The 26,965-nt window shown below is 61.6% G+C and carries 19 protein-coding genes and 1 pseudogene; 8 read left to right on the top strand and 12 right to left on the bottom strand.

Features of this window, described 5'->3' with window-relative positions:
• Positions 1-5 precede the first annotated feature (5 nt).
• The 5 genes from WI754_RS26750 to WI754_RS26730 are packed head-to-tail and all read left to right on the top strand — an operon-like array spanning position 6 to position 10,737.
• A complete protein-coding gene (locus WI754_RS26750; RefSeq protein ID WP_341487014.1) occupies positions 6-4,439 on the top strand; it encodes a SprB repeat-containing protein in 4,434 nt (1,477 codons plus the stop codon).
• Entirely contained in the window at positions 4,436-5,914 is a 1,479-nt protein-coding gene (locus WI754_RS26745; protein WP_341487013.1) for a contractile injection system tape measure protein, read from the top strand. Before WI754_RS26750 ends, WI754_RS26745 begins: the two co-directional genes overlap by 4 nt.
• Positions 5,915-5,928: 14 nt before the next feature.
• Positions 5,929-6,102, top strand: coding sequence for a hypothetical protein (locus WI754_RS26740; protein WP_341487012.1), 174 nt, complete (start codon positions 5,929-5,931; stop codon positions 6,100-6,102).
• A gap of 37 nt (positions 6,103-6,139) precedes the next feature.
• Entirely contained in the window at positions 6,140-9,292 is a 3,153-nt protein-coding gene (locus WI754_RS26735) for a DUF4157 domain-containing protein (RefSeq protein WP_341487011.1), read from the top strand.
• 11 nt (positions 9,293-9,303) lie between these two features.
• A complete protein-coding gene (locus WI754_RS26730) occupies positions 9,304-10,737 on the top strand; it encodes an ATP-binding protein (protein ID WP_341487010.1) in 1,434 nt (477 codons plus the stop codon).
• A gap of 612 nt (positions 10,738-11,349) precedes the next feature.
• Here WI754_RS26730 and WI754_RS26725 read toward each other — a convergent pair.
• Positions 11,350-11,494 (bottom strand): annotated as a pseudogene (locus tag WI754_RS26725) (transcriptional regulator); the annotation flags it as partial.
• Positions 11,495-11,802: 308 nt separating this feature from the next.
• Between WI754_RS26725 and WI754_RS26720 the strand changes: the two are divergent.
• Positions 11,803-13,935, top strand: a complete 2,133-nt coding sequence (locus tag WI754_RS26720) for an adenylate/guanylate cyclase domain-containing protein (RefSeq protein WP_341487009.1) — start codon at positions 11,803-11,805, stop codon at positions 13,933-13,935.
• A gap of 47 nt (positions 13,936-13,982) precedes the next feature.
• On the opposite strand, the gene WI754_RS26715 is transcribed toward WI754_RS26720, so the two are convergent.
• A complete protein-coding gene (locus WI754_RS26715) occupies positions 13,983-14,651 on the bottom strand; it encodes a response regulator transcription factor (protein ID WP_341487008.1) in 669 nt (222 codons plus the stop codon).
• Positions 14,648-18,196: a PAS domain-containing hybrid sensor histidine kinase/response regulator gene (locus WI754_RS26710; RefSeq protein ID WP_341487007.1), complete on the bottom strand. Its 3,549-nt coding sequence runs from the start codon at positions 18,194-18,196 to the stop codon at positions 14,648-14,650. Before WI754_RS26710 ends, WI754_RS26715 begins: the two co-directional genes overlap by 4 nt.
• A 189-nt stretch (positions 18,197-18,385) precedes the next feature.
• On the opposite strand from WI754_RS26710, the gene WI754_RS26705 reads away from it, so the two are divergent.
• Positions 18,386-20,476: a carbon starvation CstA family protein gene (locus WI754_RS26705; RefSeq protein WP_341487006.1), complete on the top strand. Its 2,091-nt coding sequence runs from the start codon at positions 18,386-18,388 to the stop codon at positions 20,474-20,476.
• A complete protein-coding gene (locus WI754_RS26700) occupies positions 20,466-20,672 on the top strand; it encodes a CstA-like transporter-associated (seleno)protein (protein WP_341488017.1) in 207 nt (68 codons plus the stop codon). The genes WI754_RS26705 and WI754_RS26700 overlap by 11 nt, the downstream gene beginning before the upstream one ends.
• On the opposite strand, the gene WI754_RS26695 is transcribed toward WI754_RS26700, so the two are convergent.
• The 9 genes from WI754_RS26695 to WI754_RS26655 all read right to left on the bottom strand — a co-directional run bounded on the left by WI754_RS26695 (position 20,669) and on the right by WI754_RS26655 (position 26,892).
• Positions 20,669-20,914 carry a hypothetical protein gene (locus WI754_RS26695; protein ID WP_341487005.1) on the bottom strand — a complete coding sequence of 82 codons (246 nt, stop codon included), beginning with the start codon at positions 20,912-20,914 and terminating at the stop codon, positions 20,669-20,671. The two genes, WI754_RS26700 and WI754_RS26695, sit on opposite strands and share 4 nt — an antisense overlap.
• Before the next feature lie 106 nt (positions 20,915-21,020).
• Positions 21,021-22,055: an ROK family protein gene (locus WI754_RS26690; RefSeq protein WP_341487004.1), complete on the bottom strand. Its 1,035-nt coding sequence runs from the start codon at positions 22,053-22,055 to the stop codon at positions 21,021-21,023.
• Positions 22,052-22,777, bottom strand: a complete 726-nt coding sequence (locus WI754_RS26685) for a D-allulose-6-phosphate 3-epimerase (protein WP_341487003.1) — start codon at positions 22,775-22,777, stop codon at positions 22,052-22,054. The genes WI754_RS26690 and WI754_RS26685 overlap by 4 nt, the downstream gene beginning before the upstream one ends.
• Positions 22,774-23,604 (bottom strand): alpha/beta hydrolase, encoded by an 831-nt coding sequence (locus tag WI754_RS26680; RefSeq protein ID WP_341487002.1) that lies wholly within the window; start codon positions 23,602-23,604, stop codon positions 22,774-22,776. The genes WI754_RS26685 and WI754_RS26680 overlap by 4 nt, the downstream gene beginning before the upstream one ends.
• The gene (locus WI754_RS26675; RefSeq protein WP_341487001.1) at positions 23,604-24,422 is read right to left on the bottom strand and encodes a sugar phosphate isomerase/epimerase; all 819 of its coding nucleotides are present in this window, start codon (positions 24,420-24,422) and stop codon (positions 23,604-23,606) included. Before WI754_RS26675 ends, WI754_RS26680 begins: the two co-directional genes overlap by 1 nt.
• Positions 24,422-25,498, bottom strand: coding sequence for a Gfo/Idh/MocA family oxidoreductase (locus WI754_RS26670; protein ID WP_341487000.1), 1,077 nt, complete (start codon positions 25,496-25,498; stop codon positions 24,422-24,424). The genes WI754_RS26675 and WI754_RS26670 overlap by 1 nt, the downstream gene beginning before the upstream one ends.
• A gap of 11 nt (positions 25,499-25,509) precedes the next feature.
• A complete protein-coding gene (locus WI754_RS26665) occupies positions 25,510-26,328 on the bottom strand; it encodes a sugar phosphate isomerase/epimerase (protein ID WP_341486999.1) in 819 nt (272 codons plus the stop codon).
• Between the two features lie 4 nt (positions 26,329-26,332).
• On the bottom strand, positions 26,333-26,716 hold the full coding sequence (locus WI754_RS26660; protein WP_341486998.1) for an ABC transporter permease subunit: 384 nt from the start codon (positions 26,714-26,716) through the stop codon (positions 26,333-26,335).
• 26 nt (positions 26,717-26,742) lie between these two features.
• Positions 26,743-26,892 carry a hypothetical protein gene (locus WI754_RS26655; RefSeq protein WP_341486997.1) on the bottom strand — a complete coding sequence of 50 codons (150 nt, stop codon included), beginning with the start codon at positions 26,890-26,892 and terminating at the stop codon, positions 26,743-26,745.
• Positions 26,893-26,965 lie beyond the last annotated feature (73 nt).

Raw genomic sequence — 26,965 nt, 5'->3', positions numbered from 1 at the left:
TCGCCATGGACGTCCTGATTGATCACTTTCCGGTCTTCGAAGCCAACCAGGTGCTGAGCAGCCGACATCTCAACGATGTCTTCGACTACCTGGATCAGCAGACGCGGTGGACGCGGTCGCACCTGATCGGCATCGGTATCGTCTGCGGGCTGGAGATCAAACTCGACACAACGGCCGGTCCCGCCATCCTGCTGTCGAGGGGTTGCGGCGTCACCTCCGAGGGCTACCTGATCGTTGAACCTGACGACGTCTCACTGGTGTCCTACCGCACTTATACCACGCCGACCGACCTCAAGTATCCACAGTTCGCCGGATATCCGCTCTGGGAGTTGTTTCCCTCCGGCGAGCCCAGCACCACCCAGCTCGACAGCCCGTCGAATTTCTTGGCCGACAAGGCGGTCGTGCTGTTCCTCGAGCTGAAGAAGGAAGGCCTCAGAAACTGCAGCCCGAACAGTTGCGACGACAGGGGCTCGGAAATCACCACCACGGTCCGGCGGCTGTTGATCGAGAGCAAGAACCTCGATGCGATCATAGCTGCAGCTGAGGGCTTCGGCGAAGGCCTGACCTCAACCGACATCGACAAGGCACTTTCCGATCGGTTGAATCTGCCCGACATCCGGCTGCGCCGTTTCGACGTGCTCAACTCGAACCCCGTCACCTCGGACGACCTGTACGCAGCCTTTCTGCGGATCTTCCGTTCGCCCGGCCTCGCGACTGCCATGGGCGAGGCGCTGAGCGCCGCCTATGCAGCATTCAAACAGGTGCTCAAACCGGCCCATCCGACCGATCCGTTCGCCGGTTTCGCTGCGAGGTTCGATTTCCTCGATGTCGGGCTCACCGACCCGGCGCAGGTGCATTTCCTGCAATACTATGTCGATCTGTTCGACGATCTCGTCCGCGCCTATGACGAGTTCCGCTGGAAGGGCGCCGAGCTGATCTGCGCCTGCTGCCCGCCCGAGGGGTTGTTTCCGCGTCACCTGATGCTCGGGCTCGTCAATCCCGACCCCGCGAGCCAGCCCGGCCACTATCGCCAACGCTTCCTCGCTTCCCCCGTTGTCGGCCGCTGCACCGCCGAGACCGAGGAACTACTGCAGCTCTTCGCGCGGCTGGTCGAAATGACGGAGTGCTTCACCAGCGCCCCGGTCCTGCCGAACGTCGATGCACAGGGCAGTGTGGATCCGCAGATCAGGATCACGCCGAGCACGCTGGGCGACCGGCCGCTCGCCACCAGGGCCATCCCCTACTACTACGCCGAGACCGGTACGCCGCCGCTCTACCGCCTGTGGAACGGCGAAAAGACCCGCCGCAACCGGGCCAACCAGAACCTTGCCTACAGGTCCGACGAGTACAGCCCGGTGGCGCCAAATTTTGTCGTCGATCCGTTGCGCTACGATCTCGAGCCCTACAATTTCCTGCGCATCGAAGGGCATCTGGGTAAGCCCTACCTGCCGGTGATGAGCACGCTGATAGCGCTCAAGTCGAACTACCGGCTGCCCATCGACATCATTGCTCTCCACACCGGCGCCTATGACGAAAGCCAGCCGGTCGACCTCGGCAGCAACGATGCCATCTTCCAGGATCTGGAAGCGCTCTACGATGCGCTCCGCGAGGACCTGCTGTCCTCGCTCGCCGAAGCAGCGATGCAACTCTATGAATTTCCCACGAATTCCGAGGCAACGATTTCCGGCATTCCGACGCTGCCGCTCCTCAAGCAGTATCGGCCCACCTTCCAATACACCAGAGGAACGCTCGGCGCCGGCTTCGAGAAGCACATCGTATATTTCCGAACGCGAGTCTACCTCGACCTCGATCAGAACGGGCTCAACGAGCTCTCCGTTACGCAAGCCCTCTTCGAGCTGTTCCGTCATGTCAACCGTAATGACATTCCGGCAAGATATCACTTCCAGACGGCAATCGTCTACTACATCAGTTCGCTCGCCGACGTGGTTCCGGACCGTCTCGCCGCACTGAGCCAGCCGACGTTTCTCAACAGATACCAAGACCTGCTGGCATTCCTTCGCTACTTCAGAATGGTGGTGGGCGATATACCCGTGCCGGAGCTGGGGGAATATGCCTTCGCAGAGCACTTCATCGACCTGTGCGACACCATCCTGTTCGGCGACAAGTTGGAGGCGATCAATTCGGTCCGTGACGAGTATCTGCGTCGCATCGCCGAACTGCGCAAGCGTCAGGTCCTCGCCAATTTCCTGGCCCAGCATCCGGGTATCCAGCACAAGGCAGGTGTGCCGGTCGGCGGCACCTTCATCGTCGTCTATCACGGCGATGCCGGGCGCGACATCACGCCCGCCGGCACCCGGATCAGGGCCGCCACGATCCTCGCCGAGGCCACCAGGGACGCCACCCACGAACGCCTGGACCCGACCGACATCGAAGTCGTCGGGCGCGGGCGCGTCCCCGGCGTCGCCACCCCGCCGAGCGATGAACTGCTCGAGGCCATCACCCGCATCGGCAGCAACCAGGCGCTGGTGGGAAACGCCGACGTCGAACTGCTGATCGGCTCGCTGACCGGCAAGATCCCGTTGGGCGGCTATCGCCCGCGCCCCGGCGTCGATGATGGGTCTACGCAGGTCATCGCCAAGACCGTCAGCGCCTTGCCCGAGGGAGTGGTGATCGCCGATTTCTACCTGCCCTACCGCGTCTCGGGTGGTGGCCTCGCGGTCAACCACGTGCTGCCCAAGGAGCAGCCGGTCTTCACCGTCGGCATGGGCTGCACCGTTGCCGACGGCGAGGGTGAAGCTGTCGCCGACGTGTCTGTCGAAGTCAGGGGCGGCGTGGCTCCATACGAGCTCGCCGTCAACGACCGGCAGTACCGCGCGCTGGCCAATCCGCTGTCGCTGCCGCCCGGCCGGCACAAGCTTAGGGTTCGAGACGCCGACGGCGCCGAAGCCGCCGAGCAGGAAATCACCGTCGCCGAGAGGCTTGTTCTCGGAGAACCCGACTACAAATGCTCCGGCGGCAATTTCACCGCGGAAGTCGTCATTCGTGGTGGCACTCCTCCGTACCGGGTCGGCAGCGAGCTCGTTACCGGCGCCACCTTTACCAGCAAGCCGGCACCGAGCGGTTCGACAGTCCAGATAGAGGTTACCGACGGCCATGGCTGCTCAGCCAGGATCGAGCTCACCCACGAGTGCGTCGTGGTGCCGCCGCCGACTTTCACGGCAGCGGTTGCTTGCACCGGCCAGAATGACCGGGCCCCGGTGACCATTGCGGTGCAGGGCGGCACAGCGCCGTATCAGATCAAGGTCGACAGTGGGGCGTTCCTGGCACTGGTCAGTCCGCTCTCTCTAGCGGTCGGGCAGCATAGTTTGAAGGTCCGCGACAGCGCCGGGATCGAAACCGCCGCACAACCGGTCACCATTGCCACCCAGATCAGCATCACGGAACTGGAATTCCACTGCAAAGACGACGGCACCTATACCGCGACGTTCGACATCAGCGGTGGGACCCGACCCTACGTGGTCAATGGCATTTCATCCCCGGGTGGGGCCTTCACCACCGATCCGACTTCCAGCGGCAAGCCGGCCAACGTTGTCGTGGTGGATAGCAGAGGCTGCAGCAGCAGAGCGCAAGTCGTCCACGAGTGCCAACCGCCCTGCAATCTTCCGTGCCGTGGCGTCTTCATCCGCCGCGGCCACCGCTTCTGGATGCCCGACCCCGGTACCATAACGAAATACCTGCGGTTCGAGGTAACTGCCCTGTCATTCCAGGTCTCGACGGAGGAGGGCGACGTCATGGAACTGGGAAATGAAATCCAGCCCATCCTTCAGGTCACCTCTATGGCCCAACTCACAACGGGCAGGTTCCCCGGGACGGTCAGGAAGTGGCTCAAGCAGATCAACGAACTGATCGCAACCAAGCCCGAGCTATCGCAGCCCAACGGGATCCAGTTGCTTGAAACGTCTTTCGACCCCGCTCAACCAGGTCGGCTCGGCAGGCTCTGGATCGACCACTTCGATTGCTTGCCGTTCAAGATCGAGATCGATGTCTTCACTCAGTACCGACACCCCAATGGCGACAATACCATCGAGGAAAAGAAGAAGTTCATCTACACCCCCGATGGCGGCACTCAGATCATTGTCGACGAGCAAGAAATCATCCGGATACCGCCGTTCGAGGGACAGACGTGGAACAAGTGCCCACCGGTCTCAGGCCCCACGCCGATCTGCGCTCAACCGGAAATCCGGCTGGAAATAACCCCCGAGCAGGACGGGCGCTTCCTCCATGCTAGCGTCACTGCCGACCCGCCTCAGCAACTGATCTTTCTCTGGGAGGTTCAGGACGCCGATCCGGCACTCGGCCACCTGGACACGTTCGATACGAATTTCATCCATGACGGCCAGAAGCGCGTGACCGTCACCGCGTACGCCCCCGACGGCTGCGATGTCTCGGAAACGATCTTCGTGGACGTGCGCGGATGACGACCGAACCTCCGCAGAGCCTTCAGCACCATGTCATCCGGCGCCAGATCGTCGAGGTGAACATGCCGGGCAGCGAAGCCGATGGCTTTGCGCTGCAGCGCCGGGTCGCCGGTCTGTGTCGCGATTGGCTCGGGCCGGCGCTCGAGGAGACGCTCGACCGCATCGCCCCATCCGACGAATATTGGTCGATCGACAGCCTCGTCATCGACGCTGGATCGTTCTCCGTCGAGACCTTCGAGCGCGATTTCGTTGGCGCAGTGGCCGAGGCGCTGAGACGCGAGATCGACGACCGGACTGCAGGGCGCGGCGGCGGCCTGCAGCGCAGCGACGCCGCAAACCGCGGCCGGTCATGCTCTGTCGCTGACGGCGCGGACGCTGCCGGTGGGATCGAGCGTCGGACGGGTGCCCAGTTCCTCAACCGGGCGTTCCTCCACTTCCTCGCGACCGGCACGCTGCCATGGTGGTTTCGTTTGCCCAATGGACAGTCACTCGAGGAGGCGATGACGGCGTCCTGGAACGGTATCGCACCCATGGCAGGGACTGGCCGCGCCGTGCTGGCGGCGATCACCTCGTCCGCCATGCGAACCCGTTTGGTGCGGCAGTTCTCACCGTCCTTCCTCGATGCCCTGTTGCGGACGGCTGCACCCGAGGCGGTCGCCCTTGTCCGCAATCTCCTCGCCGAGATGCAGCGGCTTTCGGTTCCGTCCGACATGGTTCGACACTTCTGCGAACAGCTGTGGCAGGTCGTCGCTCTCGAGGCGGCAGCGGGCAGGGGACCGGCTGCCACTGAGGCCGTCACCGAATGGGTGCACGGCGCATTGACGGAAACCGGGCCGCTGCAGCTCCCAGCACCGGTCGTCCGCAGCCTGCGCGCCGCCGTGGGGCTGCGGACGCGATCCTATGAAACGCCGGCGCGAGCCACAGCACCGCGCCCGATGCGCGACCCGACCGAAGAGCCAGGCGCATCGCTCGAACTCGAGGAAGGCATCTTTGTCGAATGCGCTGGGCTGATACTGCTGCACCCGTTCCTGCCGCGCCTGTTCGAGGCACTGGGCATTGCGGTGGACGGCGCCCTCGTTCAGCCGGGTCGGGCGCTCTGCCTGCTGCATTTCCTCGCCGCCGGCGAACGACGGCCCCCCGAATATGCGCTGGTCCTGCCAAAGCTCCTCTGCAACTTGCCGCTCGAAGAGCCGACCGATGCTCCCGTCGAACTGACGGCTGCGGAGGAAGACGAGTGTGGCGCTTTGCTTGAGGCGGTCATCGGCCATTGGGCCGCACTTGGCGACGCCTCTGTTGATGCTCTGCGCGGCACCTTTCTGGTGCGCCCCGGCAAGCTCTCGCGCCGCGGCGACGACACTCTGCTGCAGGTCGACGCGCTGGACTTTGACGTCCTCCTCGGCCAGTTGCCCTGGAGCCTCAGTGTGGTTCGGCTGCCGTGGATGAGCAGGTCTCTCTTGGTGGAATGGATGAGTTGAAAGGGCGATGAACGGTGTCCCCTAGCGCGATCAAGACCAGTGCCGAGAAATCCTCGACCACCTCTGCCTCGGTAAGCCAGGCAGCGCGCCAGCCCTTCATTGCCCGCAAGGACAGCGGCGGCTTCTTTGGCCGGCATAGTTCCGTCCCCGCAGTGCAGATGAAGATGACCGTCAACACGCGGCGATAAGTTCGAGCAGGAAGCCGACCGGACGGCAGACCGCGTCATGCGCATGCCTGTGCCCACGGAAAAACTTCAACGCCGGCAGGACGACAAGCTCCAGCGCGCAGGGATGCCCGATGACAAGCTCCAGAAGGCGCCGGCGGAGGAGAAAAAGCTACAGCGCGACGCGGCGGCCGGCGCCAGCAGCGGCGGCGCGACCCCTGTCGTGGCCGGCAACGTGCAATCTGCCATCCAGAACAAGACCACCGGCGGCGAGCCGCTTTCGTCCGACGTGCGCGGCCATATGGAGCCTCGATTTGGCGCCGATTTCTCCAATGTGCGCATCCATCGCGACGCTGAATCGGCAGGCCTCAACAATCAGCTCAGTGCCCGCGCCTTCACCTACCAGAACCACATCTTCTTTTCGCGCGACCAGTACCAGCCGGGGGCGAGCGAGGGGCAGCATCTCCTCGCCCACGAACTCACCCACACCATCCAGCAGGGCCACGCGGTTCAGCGCAGCCCGCAGGTCAGCACGGCCGCAGCAACCCCTGCCGTGCAGCGCCTTGGCGTCCAGGACGCCTTGGACAAGTTCGCCGAGTGGGCCTACGCCATTCCCGGCTTCCGGCTGTTGACGCTGGTCATCGGCTTCAACCCGGTCAACATGCGCTCGGCCGACCGCAATGCCGCGAACCTGTTGCGAGCGCTCATCGAGCTGATGCCGGGTGGCGCCTTCATCACCCAGGCGCTCGACAACCACGGCGTCATCAACAAGGCCGCGTCCTGGATCGAACGGCAGCTCGCCACGCTGGGCAATATCGGTGCCGGCATAATCGCGGCCCTGCGCAGCTTCATGGATTCCCTCAGCTGGACCGACATCTTAGATCTCGGCGGCGTGTGGGAACGCGCCAAACGCATCTTCACCGAGCCGATCGGCCGGCTGATCAGCTTCGCCACCTCAACGGCGACCGAACTGCTGAAGCTCGTCAAGGACGCGATCCTCAAACCCCTCGCTGCGCTGGCCCAGGGCACTCGTGGCTATGACCTGCTATGCGCCATCCTCGGCGAGGATCCGGTCACCGGCGAGCCGGTGGCACGCACGGCCGAAAACCTGCTCGGCGGCTTCATGAAGCTGATCGGCCAGGAGGAAATCTGGGAAAACATCAAGAAGGGCAACGCCATCGCGCGCGCCTGGGCTTGGTTCCAGAGCGCACTGTCAGGCCTGATGGGCATGGTCCGCACTGTTCCCGGCAGGATCGTCGCGATCCTCACGTCCCTGACCTTTGTCGACATCATCACCATCGCCGGTGCCTTCGGCAAGGTCGTCAAGGCTTTCCTCACCATAGCCGTCGAGTTCGTTACCTGGGGCCTGACGACGATCTGGAACCTGCTCGAGATCATCTTCGACGTCGTTAGCCCCGGTCTCATGGGCTACGTCAGGAGGACCGGTGCCGCACTCAAGGGCATCCTCAAAAATCCCATGCCCTTCCTCGGCAACCTGGTGCGCGCCGGAAAACTCGGCTTCACCAACTTCGCCGACCGCATCGGGACCCACCTCAAGGCCGGCCTCATCGACTGGCTCACCGGCTCGCTCGAAGGCGTCTATATCCCCAAGGCATTGAGCTTGCCCGAACTCGGCAGGTTTGCCCTCAGCGTCCTCGGCATCACCTGGGCGCAGATCCGCGGCAAGATCGTCAAGGCACTCGGCCCCAACGGCGAAAAGATCATGCAGGGGCTGGAGCTCGCCTTCGACGTGGTCAAGGCGCTGGTCGTCGGCGGCGTCGGGGCGGCATGGGAGCTGATCAAGGGCAAGCTCACCGATCTCAAGGACCAGGTGACCAGCGGCATCATCTCCTTCGTTGTCGACTCGATCGTCAAGAAGGCCATCCCGAAGATCCTGGCGATGTTCATTCCGGGCGCCGGCTTCATCTCGGCGATCATCTCGATCTACGACACCGTGATGGTCTTCGTGCAGAAGATCTCCAAGATCATCCAGGTGGTGACCGCCTTCATCGACTCGATCGTCACCATCGCAGCCGGCAACATCACAGCCGCTGCCAACCGCGTCGAAAGCGTGCTCGCCGGCCTGCTGTCCCTCGCCATCAGCTTCCTTGCCGGCTTCCTCGGCCTCGGCAAGGTCACCGACAAGATCATGGGGGTGGTGCAGAAGATCCGCACCACCGTCGACAAGGCACTGGACGCCGTGATCGGCTGGATCGTCGGCAAGGCCGGTGCCTTCCTCGGCAAGGTCAAGGCGGGTGTCCAGCATCTCTTTCAATGGTGGAAGAAGAAGAGGTCGATCACCGTCGGCAACGAACAGCACACGCTAGAATTTGACGGCGAGGGGCCTGGCGCACGCTTCGTGATCCGCTCCGCGCCGGAAAAGCCATCAAGTTTCCTGGATCGCAAATCCAAGGAGAAGCAGATTGAGGAGCCGAAGAAGGCCTCGTTCATCAAGAACAGCGTATCGCTTGAGGCAACAATTGACGAGGTCAAGCGGCGGCTTCCCAAAGAAGGCCAAGCGGAGTCCGGCGCAGCACCGTTGTCCGGCGCAGCGCGGAAGACGGCCGATGACAACATGGCCAAGATGGATGCAGCGATGGCATCCATAGGCACGAACATCAGCAGCGCCTTTGACGCGTGGGGCATCGACGGACAGAGCGACGTCGTCGGCGAACTCTCGCTCTCGCGTGGCAGCTTCTCTCGCACGGACAAAGCCAGGCTTGCGGCGCACCACCGTGAGCACGCGGCGGGACTAAGGGTCGAGGGTAAGGCTGTTCCCCCCAAGGCTCTCAACCCCAACGGTACCTTCAAGCCGGGCGCTGAACTGGCTCGGCGGCATGTCGTATCGTCGCAGGATATGATCGACCACTACAAGGAGACGCTGACGGGCAAGAGAGTCCCCGAGGCATCTCTCCTTCTCCTGGAGCGTGCGTCCATTCCTGCGGCGCGCGTCCAGGTCGAGAAGCGCACCACCAAGGGGGTCGAGGCGGCTGCCAGGCAGCGCTACCAAGGCTTCTTCTCCTACGCAAACAATCTCTTCATTGGCAACGCCTCGACCAATAGCTCGCTCGGACGATTGCTCGACCCCCACCACCCCGGTCTCGTCGGGGCACAGGCGCTTGATGATCACGTGGCTCGGATCAAGCGGGAGTGGTCGTTCGGCAACCTTAAGGTTTCGGGGATGACCACCAACGACTCGATTCAGACAGAATGAGGGGCAGCGAGATGCAAACCGACTACAGCGGTCAGTACAGCCCGGCGAAAGGCACGCGCGAAGATCTTTCGAGCGAAAGGCGCAGCGACCCCGAGGTAGCGGGTGACCTCGCCGGAAACATCGACCCGTCCGTGCTCAACCTGGTACTTGCCACTGATTGGGTGAAGGGGGTGATCGCGAACAGCCTAAGAGCCTATCTGGGCGGCTTGGGGCCTATCGAGATCGAACCCCTAACCTGCGCCGATGATCAGAGCTGGCTTGCGCGGCTCATCCGGCGCCATCAGCCCAAGCTGGAAGAACTCGCCGTACTGATGTTGGCGATGCTACCGCATGTGGAGCCTTGGGCAATCGAGACCTTGGTCAAGCAGCATTTGCCGGAGGGCGGGGAGTTTCCGGAGTTCGGCGGCGTGAGGGGTGCGCAGCTTCGCGGCATAATTCCGACAGGCGAGACTGCGCAGTTCGTGCTCGGTGGCCAGGATATGGAGCGTCGCATCATCATCCAGCGAATGCTTAGTGCGGACCATTGGTTCGGATGGGCAGGCATTATGCGACTCGAGTCGGTGCGCGAAGGCGAACCCGTGATGAGCGGCCGACTCATTGTCGATCCCGAAATCGTCGAAGAGATCACCATCGGCCAGGTCACGCGGCCGTCCTTCGGCGTCGATTTCCCGGCCGAGTACATCGAGACCAAGATGGACTGGGAGGATCTCGTCCTCCATCAGGGCACGCTGTCGCAGATCCGCGAGATCGAGAGCTGGATCAAGCACAACGATACGCTGCTCAACGACTGGGGGATGGGCAAGAAGATCAAGCCCGGCTATCGGGCGCTGTTCTACGGGCCGCCGGGCACCGGCAAGACGATGACGGCGATGCTGCTCGGAAAGCACACCGGCAAGGACGTGTTCCGCATCGATCTGTCGCGTGTCGTGTCGAAATACATCGGCGAGACCGAGAAGAACCTCTCCCGCCTGTTCGACAAGGCGGAGAACAAGAACTGGATCCTGTTCTTCGACGAGGCCGACGCGCTGTTCGGTAAACGCACCGATATCCGCGACGCACACGACAAGTATGCGAACCAGGAAGTGGCGTTCCTGTTGCAGCGGATCGAGGCCTATAATGGGGTGGTCATCCTGGCTTCCAACCAGCGCGCCAATATCGACGATGCCTTCGTGCGCCGGCTGCAGACCATCATTCAGTTCCCGATGCCGCGCCCCGAAGAGCGTTACGAGATCTGGCTGAAGACCTTTCCCTCGCAGATCGCCATTGCCGATGACATCGATTGGCGGCACATCGCCGCGCGCCACGAACTCTCCGGCGCCGGCATCCTCAACGTCACCCACTTCTGCGCCATCGACGTGCTCGCCAAACAGTCGCTGCGGATGGACTTGAAGGGGCTCGAGGCCGCGATCCAGCGCGAGTTTGTTAAGGAAGGGAGGATCCTCTAGACGTGGGGACATCTATCTCAGCCGTAAGACAGTTGCAGCGATGGCGATGTCACATTGTTCGACGATGTGCGAATGAAGGCGACATGCCATGAATCAGGAAAGCGTGCCCTACGCCGCCCCCTTCGCGCGGTGCCGAACCAGGCGGCATCGCGGTCTCCGCGCCTACGAGAACCGTAATTTCTCCCGATCTGATTTTTCGCAGAAATTTCTCCGGCCGGCCTTTACTCGACTGCCAGAGCGGGTGTTCAGATAGGAACACCCGCGAATTGTAGGCACTCTTTGCTGATAGGATAAGGGCGCCTGCATCGGCTTGCCGCCGCCGTCTGATGTTGCGCCTCTTCTCAAGTCAGTTTACAAAAAGTGAAACATCCAACTGTTTTCCCGTGATAAAACGTGTCTGGCCTGTAGCTTGGTTGACCTTCAGGCCGCCTTGCGGTTCCGCGGCCTGCTGAGCATCGCCCGCCCGCACCCAGTACGCAAGACAGAAAAAACATGATGTTTCAATGTGCTTGAGCGTGATCCAAAGTGATCGAAGCAGAGGGTGAGTAGGGTGGTTGTGGACAAGCGCCCTCACTTGCCATAGCGCCGATCGCTATCCACCCTCAATTCCGCATAATCGAACTCGTCTTCGGCCGAACGCCATCGGCGCTGGTTCGACCAGTTGCACGGCGGCAGGCAGGCGCATGAGATTGATCCCGAAAACGTTGAGCGCGCCCGCGCTGCCCAGCCGCGGCCGCCCGCGTCCAGCACAGGGTGCCGCCTGATTCAAGGCGAGACCAGACGTGGAAATGGTGCTTCATCCCGTCTGCGAGGATTGCCTGGGGGATCAGATCTGGGCGTGCGACTATCGTGGATCGTCCGGATTGTTCCTCTATCAAGCAGACGTTGGTAACCGACTGAAATATGGCCCACAGTGGCCCTCTACACCGGCTTGAGTCCGCTGCCCATCAGGCCGCGAATCCAGTAACATCTATCCCGTTGGCAGCCCAATCTTGCAGCAAATGGCTAGGAGGCAACCGTGCATATCGAAGTCCGGGAGTTCGCGTTATCAGTTAGAGTTGATTCATGTCTTCTCCAAACGTGACCGGCTCAGTTCGCCCCGCGCGTTGGGGCTTGGCCGCAAAACTGTTTACGACCCTCGTCCTGCTGGGCGCGATCACGGTCCTGGTCACCGGGGCGCTCGGTTACGTCCGCGCTCGCGACGCCCTCGAAAAGGCAGTCTTCGACCAGCTCACAGCCGCCCGCCAGACCAAGACGCGCCAGGTCGAAGACTACTTCCGCACCATCAATGCCGAGTTACGCCTCCTTGCCACCTCCAAGATGGTGGTCGATGCAACGCGCGAGTTCCGGATCGCAGTCAACCAGCTCGAGCGGGCTGGCACGTCACCCGAATTGCGCCAGAAGGTCGGCAACTGGTACACTGAGAACTTCATCCCCGGAATTACGCGTGTTCTAGGCAAGGAGCCGGCTCTGGCCGACTACCTGCCAGTCGGCGCCGCTCCCTACGATCTCCAATATCACTACATCGTCGCCAATCCGCATCCGGCGGAGCGGCGCAAGCTTCTCGACGACGCCGGCGACGGAAGCGACTACAGCAGGCTGCACGCCGTATATCATCCCCTGATGCGCGCCGCAGCCGCAACGGTCGGCTTCTTCGACTTCATGGTAGCCGACGCCAAATCAGGTCGCCTGATCTACACGGTGGAGAAGGAGGTGGATTTCACCACGTCCCTCCAAGTCGGTCCCTACCGTCAGTCCAACGTCGCCGCCGCCGTCGCCCGCTGCGCCCTAACCCCCGACCGGTCCGCTGTTTGCCTGGAGGACTTCGCCTCTTATGCGCCATCGGGCGGGGCACCAATTGCCTTCATGGGAACACCGGTGATTGACCAGGGCGTCGTCATCGGCGTGCTCATCGCGCAATTGTCGAATGAGGAGATCGACAAGGTCGTCACCGGCGGTCGCCGCTGGCGACAGGAAGGGTTTGGCGACACGGGTGAGGCCTATCTCGTCGGGCCCGATTACCTGGTCCGCTCTGGCCCGCGGGCGTTCTATGAGAATCGTGAGGACTACTTCGCCCAACTCAAGACCGTCGGCGCCTCGGACGAGGAGATCGCCGCCATTCAGCGTTACGGGACGCCAGTGCAGCATCAGCACATCGACACCAAGGCCACCCGGGCAGCGCTCGCCGGTGTCGAGGGCACGGGCGAGATTGTCGGCTACCGTGGCGTCCCGACGCTAGCGTCGTGGGGACCGCTCGCCGTTCCCGGCCTCAAGTGGGCCCTGGTCGCCAAGATTGACAGCGCTGAGGCCTTCGCGCCGATCGACCAGCTGCGCCAGGATCTGCTGGTCGTCGGGGGATTGGCGCTGCTCGTGGTGGCAGCCACCGCCGCTTGGCTTTCGAACGCGCTGCTTGGACCACTGCGCGAACTCACTGCCGGAGTGAGACGCTTCGCTGACGGCGACTACGGGGCGAGCGTGCCGGTCCGCACGCGTGACGAGATTGGTCAGCTTTGCACAGCCTTCAATGGCATGGTTGAGGATCTGCGCCAAAAGAATGTCGTGATCGAGAACAAGAATCGCGAGAACGAGCAGTTGCTGCTGAACGTCCTCCCGGCGCCGATCGCCAATCGGCTGCGCGGTGGCGAAGAGGGTATCGCCGACGGCTTCGCGGAGGTCACTGTGGCCTTCGCTGACCTGGTCGGCTTCACCGAGTTGACGTCCGAGATGCCGCCGCACGATGTGGTGACGTTGCTCAACGGGCTCTTCACGCGCTTCGACGCCGCCGCCCACGATCTCGGCATCGAGAAGATCAAGACGGTGGGCGACGCCTACATGGCGGTCTGCGGCATGCCCGTGCCGGTGGCCAACCACGCCGAGCGCATGGTGCGCATGGCCATCCGCATGGTTCACATTGCCCGCGAGCACGCCATGGAACACAACGTTTCGATGAAGCTCAGGGTCGGCGTCAACACCGGCCCTGTCGTAGCCGGCGTTATTGGGAAGAGTAAGTACATCTACGACTTATGGGGCGACACGGTGAACCTCGCGAGCCGGATGGAATCGGGAGGAATCCCCGACTCTATTCAGGTGACGCGCCAGGTCTACGACCAGCTTAAGGGCCAGTTCGCCTTCGAGCCGCGCGGCGCTATCGAAGTCAAGGGCAAGGGGAAGGTAGAGGCCTGGCTCTTGAGATTGTAGAGCCGTGGAGCGGCCTCAATCGAGGCAGCTGTCAGATAGCTGCGGGCTCATCGTCCCGAGCTGCGTTGAATGTGGTCTCGTCGCGTCAATCTTTCCGCAAGGATAGCGGCCTGCGTACGCGTCGTCACGCCGAGCTTGCGCAGGATCGTCGAGACATGGACCTTGATCGTCTGTTCGGCAACTTGCAGTTCCGCGGCGATCTGTTTGTTGAGCTTTCCCTCCACCAGCCGCGCGAGAATGCGCAACTGCTGTGGTGTCAGCGAGGCGAACCGCCGGGGCGTGTCGTCGTCATCGTCCGGCATCGCCGTGGGATCGAGTGGAAAGGGTGACCAGATCTCACCATTAAGGATGAGCACGATGGCTTTGGCCATTTGCCTCAGATCGATCGATTTCGGGATGTAGCCCGAGGCGCCGTAGGCGAGGGCGCGCTGCACCGTCACGGGGTCCTGCTCGGCCGAGAGGATAGCGACCGGCACAGTCGGAAATTCGGCCTGAAGCAGAAACAAGCCGGTGAAGCCGATGCTGCCAGGCATGTTGAGATCGAGCAGCACCAGATCAAGAGGTTCTTCCGCCGTCCGGATGACTTCGGCAACCTCGTCCAAGGTCCCGGCGCAGAGCACTTTCAGTCCAGGGATGACCTGGGTGAGGGCGCCTTCCAAGGCGGCCTGCACGAGCGGATGATCGTCACCAATGAGAATCGTGCTGACGGGTATCATTGGGAAGGTCCCCTGTCCTGTGTTTCCGAAAGTGGGGCCGACTTGAGTGCCACGGACGTCACAAAGCGGCGCAGAGCCGCCGGTTTGATCGGCTTGTACAGGATCTCACAGCCCATGCTTTTCGCGCGGGCTGCGATCGCCTCGTCGCGCGCTGCGGTGACAAGGAGCGCCGGCGTATCCGCGTGAAAGACTTTACGCAGGCTTTCAAGGAGATCGAGGCCGTTGGCGCCGCCATCCAAGTGAAGGTCGAGAATGAACAGATCAGGCGGTGGAGAGGCATGCGCCAGAGCCTCCTGCGGACCGGTTGCACGGAAAACCGCATGGCCCCATTCGCTGAAACTGGCCTGCAAACCATCGAGCACATTCGCTTCGTTGTCGACGCACAGAATGCGCAGGCTTCGGTTAGTCTGGCGCTCCTCCCTGCGTTGCGCGGGTCGGACAGCCGGATCGGCATTTGGGTCGACCGGAATTTCGACATAGAAGCAACTTCCTTTACCGGGCTGCGATCTTAGCCCGATCGCCAGACCGAGCAGTCGCGACACACGTTCGACAATGGCGAGCCCGAGACCCAGCCCCCTGTCGGCATGGTCCTGACCTGTATCGAGACGCTGAAACTCCCCGAATATCTCCCTTTGCTTGTCGGAAGGCACGCCTATTCCCGTGTCCCACACCTCGACGCGCAGCACGTTGCCTCTCCTGCGTCCGCCGATCACAATGCGGCCGGTCCGGGTATAGCGGATGGCGTTGGAAAGGAAATTTTGCAGGACTCGCCGTACGAGACGCGAATCCGAGCGGACAAAAATCCTGCGCTTGGCGACCGAAAGCCGAAGTCCCTTGCGCTGTGCCACAGGCATGAATTCGGTCGCCAGTTGCTGCAGAAGGTCATCCATGTCGAAAGTGCCGATATCCGGCTTCATGGCGCCGGAATCGAGCGCGGAAATATCCAGAAGCCCGTCGAGCAACTGCTCGGTTGAACTGAGGGAGCCTGCGGCGCCCGCCGTGTAGCGATCGGCATCTGCCCGGGCTGCTGGATCGTCGATCCCACGGTTCAAACGCTCCTGAAGCGCGGACACAAAGAGGCGCGCGGCGCTCAGTGGCTGAAGCAGATCGTGGCTGGCGGCGGCGAGGAAGCGCGTCTTGGAGGCATTCGCCTGCTCGGCTTCCGCCTTGGCCAGTTCCAGCGCCTCGGTGCGCTCGCGAACGCGCAGTTCGAGCGTCTCGTTGGCCTCGCGCAGAGCTTCGGCCGCGCGGTGCCGCTCGGTCACATCCAGAAAAGTCGCGACGAAACCGCCGCCCGGCATTCGGTCGAAAGTGATTTCAAGGACCGTCCCATCCGGCCGATGCCGTTCATAGATATAGGGCCATGTCTGTCCCGCTATATCCCGGTTGACGAGAAGAGCCGGGAAGTCCTGGGTCCGATATTCGCCTCGCTCCGTATTGAAGGCGATGAGATCCGCCAAGGGCAAGCCGATGCGCATCAGATGGTCCGGCAGGGCAAGCAGTTCTACAAAGCGGCTGTTCCACGCCGCGATCGTGAGATCCTCGTCCATGACGCAAATTCCCTGCCGTACCGATTCCAGAGTTGCTTCCAGCAGTTTGCGGTTGAATTGCAGTGCTTCCGATGCCTCGTCCAGCATGGCCATGGCAGCTCCGCGCGACAGGGAAGCGCTCTGCAGCGAAGCGGCCATGATGACGCGGGCGGAAGCTCCCCCGATAGCGCCCGCAATGAGATTTTCTACAAAGCGGACGGCGTCGAGATCGGCGAGACCGCTGTTGTCGAGGATCGGCGGGCGGCCGTTGCGGCGTGCCGACACATAGGTATCGAAGGCTTCCGCTCCTTGAATGTTTCCTGCAAATCGAATGGCCAGTTCGCGCAGGTCTTCCAGTGTCGTAATCGTGCGGCGTCGCGTCACTGAGGCGTGCGCATCCGGCACGGGATCGGTGAAGGCGCGCGCCTGGGTTTGCTCGGCCGTCGTCGGACGCGCCAACAGGGAGATGGAGACAAAGAGGGTGACGTTCACCAGTAGCGACCAGAGCGTCGCATGGGAAATGGGATCCCATTCAAGCCCGAACAGGGCCTGCGGACGCAGCCAGCCGATTGTCCATGGTCCGTCGGCAAGAAAATGGCCCGGCATCTCAAGGATCGGACCTAACGATGGCAGGACCAGCGTATAAATCCAGATGGCGAGCCCACCGGTCATGCCCGCGAGGGCCCCGGTCTTGTTGGCGCGCGGCCAGAAAAGACCGCCGAGGAAGGCCGGTCCGAACTGGGCCACGCCAACGAAGGACAGAAGGCCCATGATTGTCAGCGGGAAGCGCTGGTCGACAAGACGGTGGCTGAGAAAGGCAAGAAGCAGGATGACGACGACGGCGACCCGCCGGGTGCGCAACAGCAGCGTTCCCACATTGTCCAGTGCATTGAAACCGCTGTTGCGCAAGACGACCGGCATGACGACGTCGTTGCAGAGCATCGTGCTCAGCGAGACGGCAGCAACGATGATCATGCCGGTTGCTGCGGAGACACCGCCGATAAATGCCACGAACGCCATGATGTCTGATCCGGCGGCAAGCGGCAGCCGGATCATATAGGTATCCGGATTGACGTCCGGACCGAGAAGGGAAAGGCCGGCAATGGCGAGCGGCAGCATGAAAATGCTGAGAATCAGGAGGTAGAGCGGATACATCCACGCGGACGGTCGAGCATCCCTCGCGTTATCGATCTCGACGAAGGCGACATGAAAGGTGTGCGGCAGGCATAGAAACGCAAACAGCGATATGACGGTATTGGTGATCCAGGTGGGATGGGTAAAGTCCACCTGCATCACGTGTGACAGACGCGCGTCCGTCGCGGCCTGAGACAAAAGTGTGCCGGGTCCGCCCGCGACGCCATAGACGATGAAGACGGCAACGATCACGAAAGTAGCGATTTTCACCAGGCTTTCAAAGGCAATTGCCAGCATCAGTCCACGGTGATGTTCACGAGCATGGATGTGCCTGACGCCGAACACGATACTGAAAAGGGCCATGGATGCCGCTACCCAGAAGGCGGTGTCCTGCCAGAAGGGCGTATTGATCCCGGTGCTTGCGCTCGCCTCGGTCAGAACGTCAAAGCTTGCGGCGACGGCTTTTAGCTGCAAGGCGATATAGGGCAGCATGACGAAGAGGGCCGCGAGGGTGACGAATGCAGCGACCGCCTGGCTCTTGCCGTAACGCGCGGCAATGAAATCTGCGATGGAGGTGACGTTCTGCGTCTGACTGAGCGAGACAATGCGCCGGATCACCGGTTGACCGAAGATCAGCAGAAGGGTTGGCGCCAGGTAGATCGGCAAGAAATCGATGCCCGTCCGAGATGCCCGTCCCACCGATCCATAGAAGCTCCAGGAGGTGTTGTAGATGGCCAGCGTCAACGCGTAGGCAACCGCGGCTCGCATTGTACCGTGGGGCAGGAAGGGTTTGTTTCTGCTTACCCGATCACCCAGCCACGCGATGGCAAACAGCAACACGAGATATAGGGACGCAAATCCGACAACTGACAGGCCGCTCACGGTAACTTTCCTGGTAGAGAAGCCAATTCAGCAACTTGCCTTGAAACTGACGGATCGGAGGGCGTTCTTCAATATAACCGAAAGTAAGGGGGTGACGAAGCGAAAGTATGGGTGCCCCGGTCTTGATAAGCACAATAACCTCGCCCCCGCACTGCCACGCCATGGCAAAAGTGCATAGGGAGAGAGTTCATGGCCACAAGTAGTTTCAATTTGCCACGGAGGGCATCCGCAGTCCTGCCGTGGATTTGCGTTGCCTCGGTGGGTGCCGGCGCCTTCGGCGTCGTCGCCCTCAATCGGGGGGAGTCCATCAATGCGGTCTGGCTGGTGATTACCGCCGTCTGCGTCTATCTGATTGCCTACCGCTTCTATTCGCTGTTCATCGCGGATCGTGTGCTGAAGCTCGATCCGGCCCGCGTCACGCCTGCGGTGCGCCGCAATGACGGCCTCGACTATGTCCCGACTGACAGGAATGTCCTGTTCGGTCATCACTTCGCCGCCATTGCCGGGGCGGGTCCTCTCGTCGGGCCGGTGCTTGCAGCCCAGATGGGCTATCTGCCCGGCACGCTCTGGATCCTCGCTGGCGTCGTTTTTGCGGGTGCGGTGCAGGACTTCATCATCCTGTTCCTATCGACCCGTCGTGACGGCCGTTCGCTTGGCGACATCATCAAGTCCGAGATGGGGCCGATCCCCGGGCTGATCGCCATGTTCGGCATCCTGATGATCATGGTGATCCTGCTCGCGGTTCTGGCTCTCATCGTCGTCAAGGCGCTTGCTGACAGCCCCTGGGGAACCTTCACCGTCTTCGCGACGATCCCGATCGCCATGCTGATGGGCGTCTATAGCCGCTACATCCGTCCGGGCAAGATTGCCGAGATGTCCATCATCGGTTTCGTGCTTCTCATGGCGTCCATAATCGCAGGGCAACCGATCAGCGAGAGCGAAGTCTTGGCGCCGCTCTTCACCTACAAGGGGGAAACCCTTGCGCTGCTCCTCATTGGCTACGGCTTTATCGCCGCGGTTCTGCCGGTCTGGCTGGTGCTGGCGCCGCGTGACTATTTGTCGACCTTCCTGAAAATCGGCACGATCATCGGGTTGGCGATCGGCATTCTCGTGGTCATGCCGCCCTTGAAAATGCCTGCAATCAGCCGTTTCATTGACGGGTCGGGTCCGGTCTTCGCGGGCTCGCTGTTTCCGTTCCTGTTCATCACCATCGCCTGCGGTGCCGTTTCGGGGTTCCATTCGCTGATCTCATCGGGCACCACGCCGAAAATGCTGGCCAATGAGGGTGAGGCTCGCTTCATCGGTTATGGCGCGATGCTGATGGAATCCTTCGTCGCCATTATGGCACTCATCGCCGCGTGCGTGCTTGAACCGGGTATCTATTTTGCGATGAATTCGCCTGCGGCTCTTATCGGCACCACCGCTGACAGTGCTGCACAGGCCATTTCCGCCTGGGGTTTTGTCATCACCCCCGATGCACTGACGCAGATGGCGAGTGACGTGGGCGAAAAGACGATCCTGTCGCGTGCCGGCGGCGCGCCGACGCTTGCCGTCGGCATGTCGCAAATTCTGTCCGGCGTGATCGGCGGCAAGGCGATGATGGGCTTCTGGTATCATTTTGCCATCCTGTTCGAGGCCTTGTTCATCCTGACGACGGTTGATGCCGGCACGCGTGTCGCCCGCTTCATGATCCAGGATCTCGCAGGGACATTCGTTCCGGCCATGAAGGCGACGAATTCCTGGGCCGCCAATCTGGTTGCGACCAGTCTGGCGGTCGGGGCCTGGGGCTATTTCCTCTATCAGGGCGTGGTCGATCCTCTCGGCGGCATCAACACCCTCTGGCCGCTCTTTGGCATCGCCAATCAGATGCTGGCAGCGATCGCTCTGACATTGGGCACTGTTGTCCTCGTGAAGATGAAACGGGAGCGATACATCTGGGTAACGCTCATCCCAACTGCCTGGCTTACCCTGTGCACGCTGACGGCCGGCTGGCAGAAGCTCTTCCACGAGAATCCGAAGATCTCCTTCCTTGCCCATGCCGAACGTTTCGGCAAGGCGCTGGCGGAGGGAACGGTACTTGCCCCGGCCAAGACCCTCGAGCAGATGCAGCGCATCGTCATCAACGACTATGTCGATGCAGCACTTTGCGCCGCCTTCATGGTCGTCGTCATATCCATGCTCGTCTTTGGCCTAACGACCATCGTGAAAGCGCTCCGCACCAAGACGGCCACGACCCTGGAGGTGGACAATGGTCTGCAGCATTTGCAACCTGCCGAGTGAGCTTGGCAGGTTAGGCCAGCGTCTTAGCCAAACTGCCAGGCTGATGATTGGCGTACCTGACTACCGAACCTATGTGAAGCACCGTCAGGAGACCCATCCGGACGAACCGCTTATGTCGGAGGCGGAATTCTTCCGCGAACGTCAGGATGCCAGGTTTGGAGTGGGCACTTCAGGGCGGGTTTTTCGCTGCTGCTAGACTGTGCCGAAACAAGGCTGTCGAAACGAAGCCCCGCCCGAAAACGGGGTGTGTGAGAATTCCGGCAAATCAGATAGGCTGGCCGCATTGGAAACGATGCGGCCATTTTCATGGGTGTTGTTGTTGGAACGGCTCGGGATCAGGCGTCGCCGAATGCCGCACAATGCGCCCGTCGAAATTGAGAGGATCGCGGTTCTCTCCTCAAGTAAAACTTGGGATGCCGCGCCCAGCGTGGCATCCAAGAGCACCTCCGAAGACACCAAGGTTTCGCGCTTTGCCCGTATCCCATTGAAATCGAGAAGGAATGTCCCAGCACCCTACGACTTGCGGACGTGGCGTAGCTTGACGTTATCTATTGACCTCTCCTTCGTTTGCGAGCGTGTTCGCGCCGGGAGTATCCGAGCCAGCAAGGCCTTGCGCAGCAGAGTCTGTGCTGTGATCGTTCCAAAGGACAAGGCTGGCTGCGCCGACAAGGCCCGCATGACGACCCAGTTGCGCGGCAACTATCGGCACGTCGCGATATGCCTGCATGGCTCGGTCGCGAACCGTCGCCACGATCGTGTCATGCAAGAGATCGAAACCGTGTGAAATTCCGCCGCCCATGACGATCGTATCGGGGGAGTAAAGATGAAGCAGGTTGGTAAAGCCGATCCCTATCCAGCGAGCCTCGGCATCCAGCAACTCCAGCGCCTGGCGGTCGCCCTTTCGCGCTGCTTCGACAACGTGCCGCCCGGTCACATCTAGGTCGGCTGACAGGTTGCGCAGCATCGATCCGTCGAATTGTCGAGTACGGGCCGTTGCCCGCCGTCCGAGGGCGGTGCCGGATGCCACGGCTTCAAAGCAGCCGACCGCACCACAAAAGCACCGCTCGCCTTCATTGGTGATCGTCATGTGACCGATCTCCGCAGCCAGGCCGCGCCTGCCGTGGAGAATACGTCCGTCGGCGATGACCCCGCCGCCAATGCCGGTCGAAACGGTGACGAACACCATCGATCCGGCTCCGCGGCCAGCACCGTATCGCCATTCGCCAAACGCTGCCGCGTTCGCATCATTTTCGAGCTTTGCGGGCAGCCCCAAGCGGTTGGAAAGAATGTCGGCCAGCGGAACCTCGTACCATCCGGCCAAGGTCGGCGGCGCGATGACGATGCCGGCTTCGGGATCGAGGGGGCCGGGCGCGCCGATACCAACCCCGATGGGAACAAGATCTGGCGTTTCCGCCCGAATCTGCGCCGCCAGCAATTCGATCTGGTGGATCACGGCCTCTGGTCCTTCGGCCGCGTGCGTCGGCGCGGCCGCGAACGACAGAAGGTTTCCCTCTTTGCTCACCAACGCGGCGCGAAGTTCCGTACCACCCAGATCAAAGGCGAGAGCAACCTTGGTCACTGAACTTTGCTCTCCAGTCCATGCAGCCAGGTCATTCGGTCATTCAGATTCTTGTCGCCGAATGCGAGAGAGCCGAGAACGACCGTCTGCGCTCCGGCTGCGCGCAGGCGCGGCACGGTCTGCTCGCGAATGCCACCGTCGGCAGCCAGGATCACCTGGTCTTCGCGTCCGGCTTGCCTCAAGAGCGAACGGGCCTCGATCAGCCGGTCGCATGCCTTTTCGGAGAGGCTCTGTCCTTTGACGCCGATCGATGTTCCGAGCAATGTCATGAACGCAACGTGCTCGAGGAACGGCTTTGCCACCGCAACAGAGGTCTCCAGTCGCAACACGACGCCGGCTTCGGCACCCAGTGTCTTCGCAAGCCGAACCGCACGCAGGCCGGCTTCGCCGTTTTCCGCGTGAACGCTGATGAGGTCGGCACCGGCCTCTATAAACTGTCGTGTCTGTTCTTCGACGATTTCGGCTTCGACCATGAGATGCACATGGATCGGTCTAGCCGTCGATTGGGCAATCCGAGCGACAAAATCGGGGAAGAACAGGAAGCCTGGCGTGAAGCGCGCATCGGCGACGTCAATGTGATGCAGATCCACGTGCGGCTCAATGCGCTTCAAATCGGCTTCCATATTGACAAGATCGGCCGACCAGAGAGAGAACTCGCCGAGCAGGCGGTTGCGGGGCAGAGAGGCGATGGCGGCAGGGCCAGAAAGGGTTTTGGACGTCATGAGGTGACGAGGCTCCGGATGGTGTTGGATGCTAGGAATCGTGCAATGGCCTCTTGGACGTCCGCGAAATGCCGGGCCTTGTCCGTGGCCTTGGCCGCGACTTCGACAAAACTGGCACCCGGTATGATCTCGGCAAGGACATGTGCGGACGGCAGTGGATGTATGGCATCTTGCTTGTTGCCGATGACAATGGTCGGGATGGCAAAGGCCGCCGCCGTTGCACGCGACACCTCAGGTCCATCAGCAGCAATGCCGGCAAGGACTTCTGCGAACGCAGCGGCATCTGGCCGGTCGAAGTAGCCAAGCAGGGAGGCGAGGTTATCCGGGGCGTTTTCTCTCAGATGCGCGGCAATTTCGGAGTTCGAGAAAAGGGTTCTGGCTTCGTCGAGCGGATGGGACCGGATCAAATCTGCAACGACGCGGATCGGCGCCAAGTTGTCTGGCGCGGCCGTAAATGTCCAGGCGGGCCGGACGAGCACAAGTGCGGCGACGCGTTCGACATGGTGGTGGGCCAAATGCAGCGCAATCGCCGCACCCATGGAAATGCCCCCGACCACCAGACGGTCGATCCCGCGATCTGTGGCCGCGACCAGAATATCCTCTGCAAACATCCTGATTGAAAAAGGCCGCGTGCTGCCAAGCGACGACGCGCCGTGGCCACGGCATTCGATCGTCAGCCGCCGCAACCCCTCCAGATCAGGAAAGGCTTGAGCGGCCTGCGCCTCGTCGCCCCCCAATCCATGCTGAAAGAGGACCGGAAGCCCTTGGCCGCTTTCGAAGACGGCAAGCCTTGCATCGTCGCGCATTAGAACTGCCGTTCTTGCCATCAGATCAATCCTTCGAGAAAGCGGGCAACACCTGGCGCCTCTGCCGCCGAAAGACCGTGCGTGACGAGTGGACCGTCGAAGCCGGTCGCCTTCAGCCGCGCGATGAAATCCGGGAAATTGACGATTCCTTGTCCCGCAGTGGCAAAACGGCCATCGGCACAGCGGTCCTTCGCATGCGCAATGGCGATGTGTCCGGCTGCCGTTTCAACAGCCTCGGTAACGATGGCAAGTGCTTCGGCCGGCGCTGCCGTCTCAAACAGATTGGCCGGATCGAGAATGATGCGCAGCCGAGTGGAGCCCATCTCGGCGATCAGCCGCTTGGCGTCCGCGGCCGAGGTGACGATGTTGGCCTGTTCGGGTTCGATGCCGAGTTCGACGCCGTGCCTTTCGGCAAGCACCAGGGCTTTCGACATCTCCTTTGCCATATCCGCCCAAGCCGACGGATCGGCATTGCCGGGATGATATGCCCATTGATCTTCGGCGTTGCGGGTTCCGCTGCAAAGGGTAACAAGCGGAATGGATAGTGCGGCTGCCGTCTCGATGATAACTGCGAGCTGCCGCATGCCCGTTTCCCGCACGGACAGATCGGGATGGGCCATGTTGTAGGTCCCGGACAAGGCCGCAAGCGAAACGCCGGCGGTTTTCGCGCCCGTGCGGATCGCCGTTATGACATCGCCCGGCACAGTATCGGGCATCGACGGCAGACCACAGCAGGCAAGGTTGAACTGGGTGTTTGCATAGCCGCTGTTGCGCACCGCAGACAGCACGGCCAGAGGATCGGTGCCCGGAAAGGTTTTGGAGAATATTCCGATCTTCATCAGACCGACCCCGTCACGGACGCGATCTCCACCCGGTCTCCGGTCTCCACTGACCGCGCGATCGCAACCATTGCTCGGATCGAGGCGATGCCGTCGTCGACATTGGCACCGCGCATGGGCGCACCGTTGAGTACGGTATCGGCGAGCCCTTCAAGCTGCCGGCGGAAGAAGTGTCCGTCCGCGCCAAGCGGCTTTCGGCTTGTCGCATCCTTCTCATGAAAGATCTCGACCTCGCTGGAACGGAAGTACCAGGGATTGAATGTTTTTGCGAGAACGGAACCGTTTTCGCCGTAAAGCTGGAAACCCTCATGCCAATCCATGCGGACGGCGACCGTCAGGTCGAGGTGGCCGAGCGCGCCATTGGCAAATTCGGTTTCCACGAACCAGCAATAAACGCCGGCACGTTCCAATAGCCGCGCCCGCACGGCGGTGATCTCGCCGCAGAAAAAGCGAGCCGTGTCGACCAGGTGCGAGCCATGCGCGAGCATGAAATATTGCCGCAGATCGGCTTTCGGATTGCCGGCAGGTTTGCGCGCCAACTTGCTGGTAACGGGAAGCGGTTGCACCGCGTCGGTATTGGTATAACGATGGGTTGAATCGCAGTACCATGCCTTCAGTGCGAAAATCTGTCCGATATCGTCGCGAACAAAATCACGCGCGGCCTCAAGCGCTGGATCGAAACGCTTCATGTGGCCGACCTGCAGGATCTTGCCGGAGCGTTTGACCGCGTCTGCAAGCTGCTCACCCTCCGCGACCGAAACGCCGATCGGCTTCTCGCACAGGACATGTTTGCCGGCATCGAGCGCTTTGATGGACATCGGCACGTGATAGGCGTCCGAGGTCGCGACAATGATGGCGTCCAGATCGGGGTCGGCCAGCATGGCGTCGTAGTCGCCGAACATCTTCTGCGGCTCGTAAGTCGCGCCCATCCGGGCAAGCAGATCAGGTGCCGCGTCGCAAATGGCGTAGAGGTCCGCGTTTGTGGCCTTCACACAGGATTCCAGATGCGCAAACTGGGCGATCGGTCCACAACCGAGCACACCGACGCGAAGACGGCGATTTTCCTTTTGGATCATTCTCTTTTTCCTCAGGCGCCGTATGTGCGCATCGTTGCGCGGTTGATCTTCACAGCGCCGGCAGGATCGGCGGCGGCCGCCTCGGATTCTTCTTCCAGCACCAGCCATCCGTTGAAGCGCGGCGCGTTCCTTACGATCTCGATGACCGCTGGCGTATCGAGTATGCCCTGGCCGAGCATCGCCCATCGATCATGCGCATCGACATCTTTGAGGTGCAGATAGCGAATGCGATCCTGGTAAGTGCGCATCGTATCGAGGATGTCGTCGTGACCGCGCAGAATATGACCGGTATCGGGAACCCAGCCGACCAATGAGCTGTCGAGAAGAAGGAAAATCCGATCGTAGTCCGCGCGGTTGAAAAGCAGCGTGTTGTGGTGCGAACTCGGATGGACGGCAATGTCGATGCCGGATGCCTTGCCCAGCGCGCCGGCACGATTGTAGAACTCGGCAGCAATGGCAAACTTGTCGGCGAGTGGCCCTTCGGACACCACCGTCGCCGAGCCGATGGAGACGAGCGCACCTGGAAATCTGGCGGCGAAATCGATCCAGCGTTGTGCTGCCACCAAGTCGTTTTCGATCTGGTCGGCGAGCGTAAAGCCGCTTTTGGAGCCGAAGGCGAACGATACGAGCTGCAATCCACGCGCCGTCAAAGCCTTGGCGAAATCCGCCGGCCTATCGGCGTAACCACCGATCATCGTATCCGTTATTTCTATGCCGGAATAACCGGCAGCGGAGATCGCCGACAGCAGGTCGTCGGGCGTTCCGGTCCACGCCCCGCCGAGCATTTCCCATGTGAACGTCTGGCAGCCGACCTTCAAATCCTTGGTCATATTATTAGTCCTTGATTCCGCGCTGTGCGAGGCCCTCGAGAATGTGCCGCTGGAAAGACAGGACCAGAACAACAAGCGGTACCGTCACAGCCGCCGGGGCCGCGGCGATGTCTCCCCAGGGCACGTAATATTGGTTCATGAAAACGGCGATCCCCACGGGAATGGTCTGGCTGTCGCTATTGGACGTAAACGCAAGGGCGATTAGGAACTCGTTCCAGGCGGTGATGAAGGCGAGCAGGCCCATGGTCACCAGGCTGGGAAGCGACATCGGCAGGATGGTGTGCCGGAGCGGGCAGCGGACGCCGACGCCGTCCATACGCGCGGCTTCATCGATCTCACGCGGGAGCGTGTAGGCAGCGAGCGAGCCGGTGAATAAGCAAAGAGCCATGGTTCCTACCGACACGATCCGCGAGTTCAGGATGTAGTGATGCAGGCCACTGCAACGCCGATGGTCGTGGCACTGAGCGCCGCGCCCGCCGTCCCTATACGCAACTGCCGACGATCGACCATCGTTGACGGAACGGCAACGTTCGAGCCTGCTGACGCTTCCCCGAAATCTGTCATTTTTTGCCTCCCACGAACGACTGGCAACCTCCAAAATTCCCGCGCCAGCATTATCGCATGTTTCATAAAAAAT

It is taken from the genome of Pararhizobium sp. A13 (assembly GCF_040126305.1).
Lineage (GTDB): Bacteria > Pseudomonadota > Alphaproteobacteria > Rhizobiales > Rhizobiaceae > Pararhizobium.
This window is presented reverse-complemented; position numbering and strand designations above follow the sequence as displayed.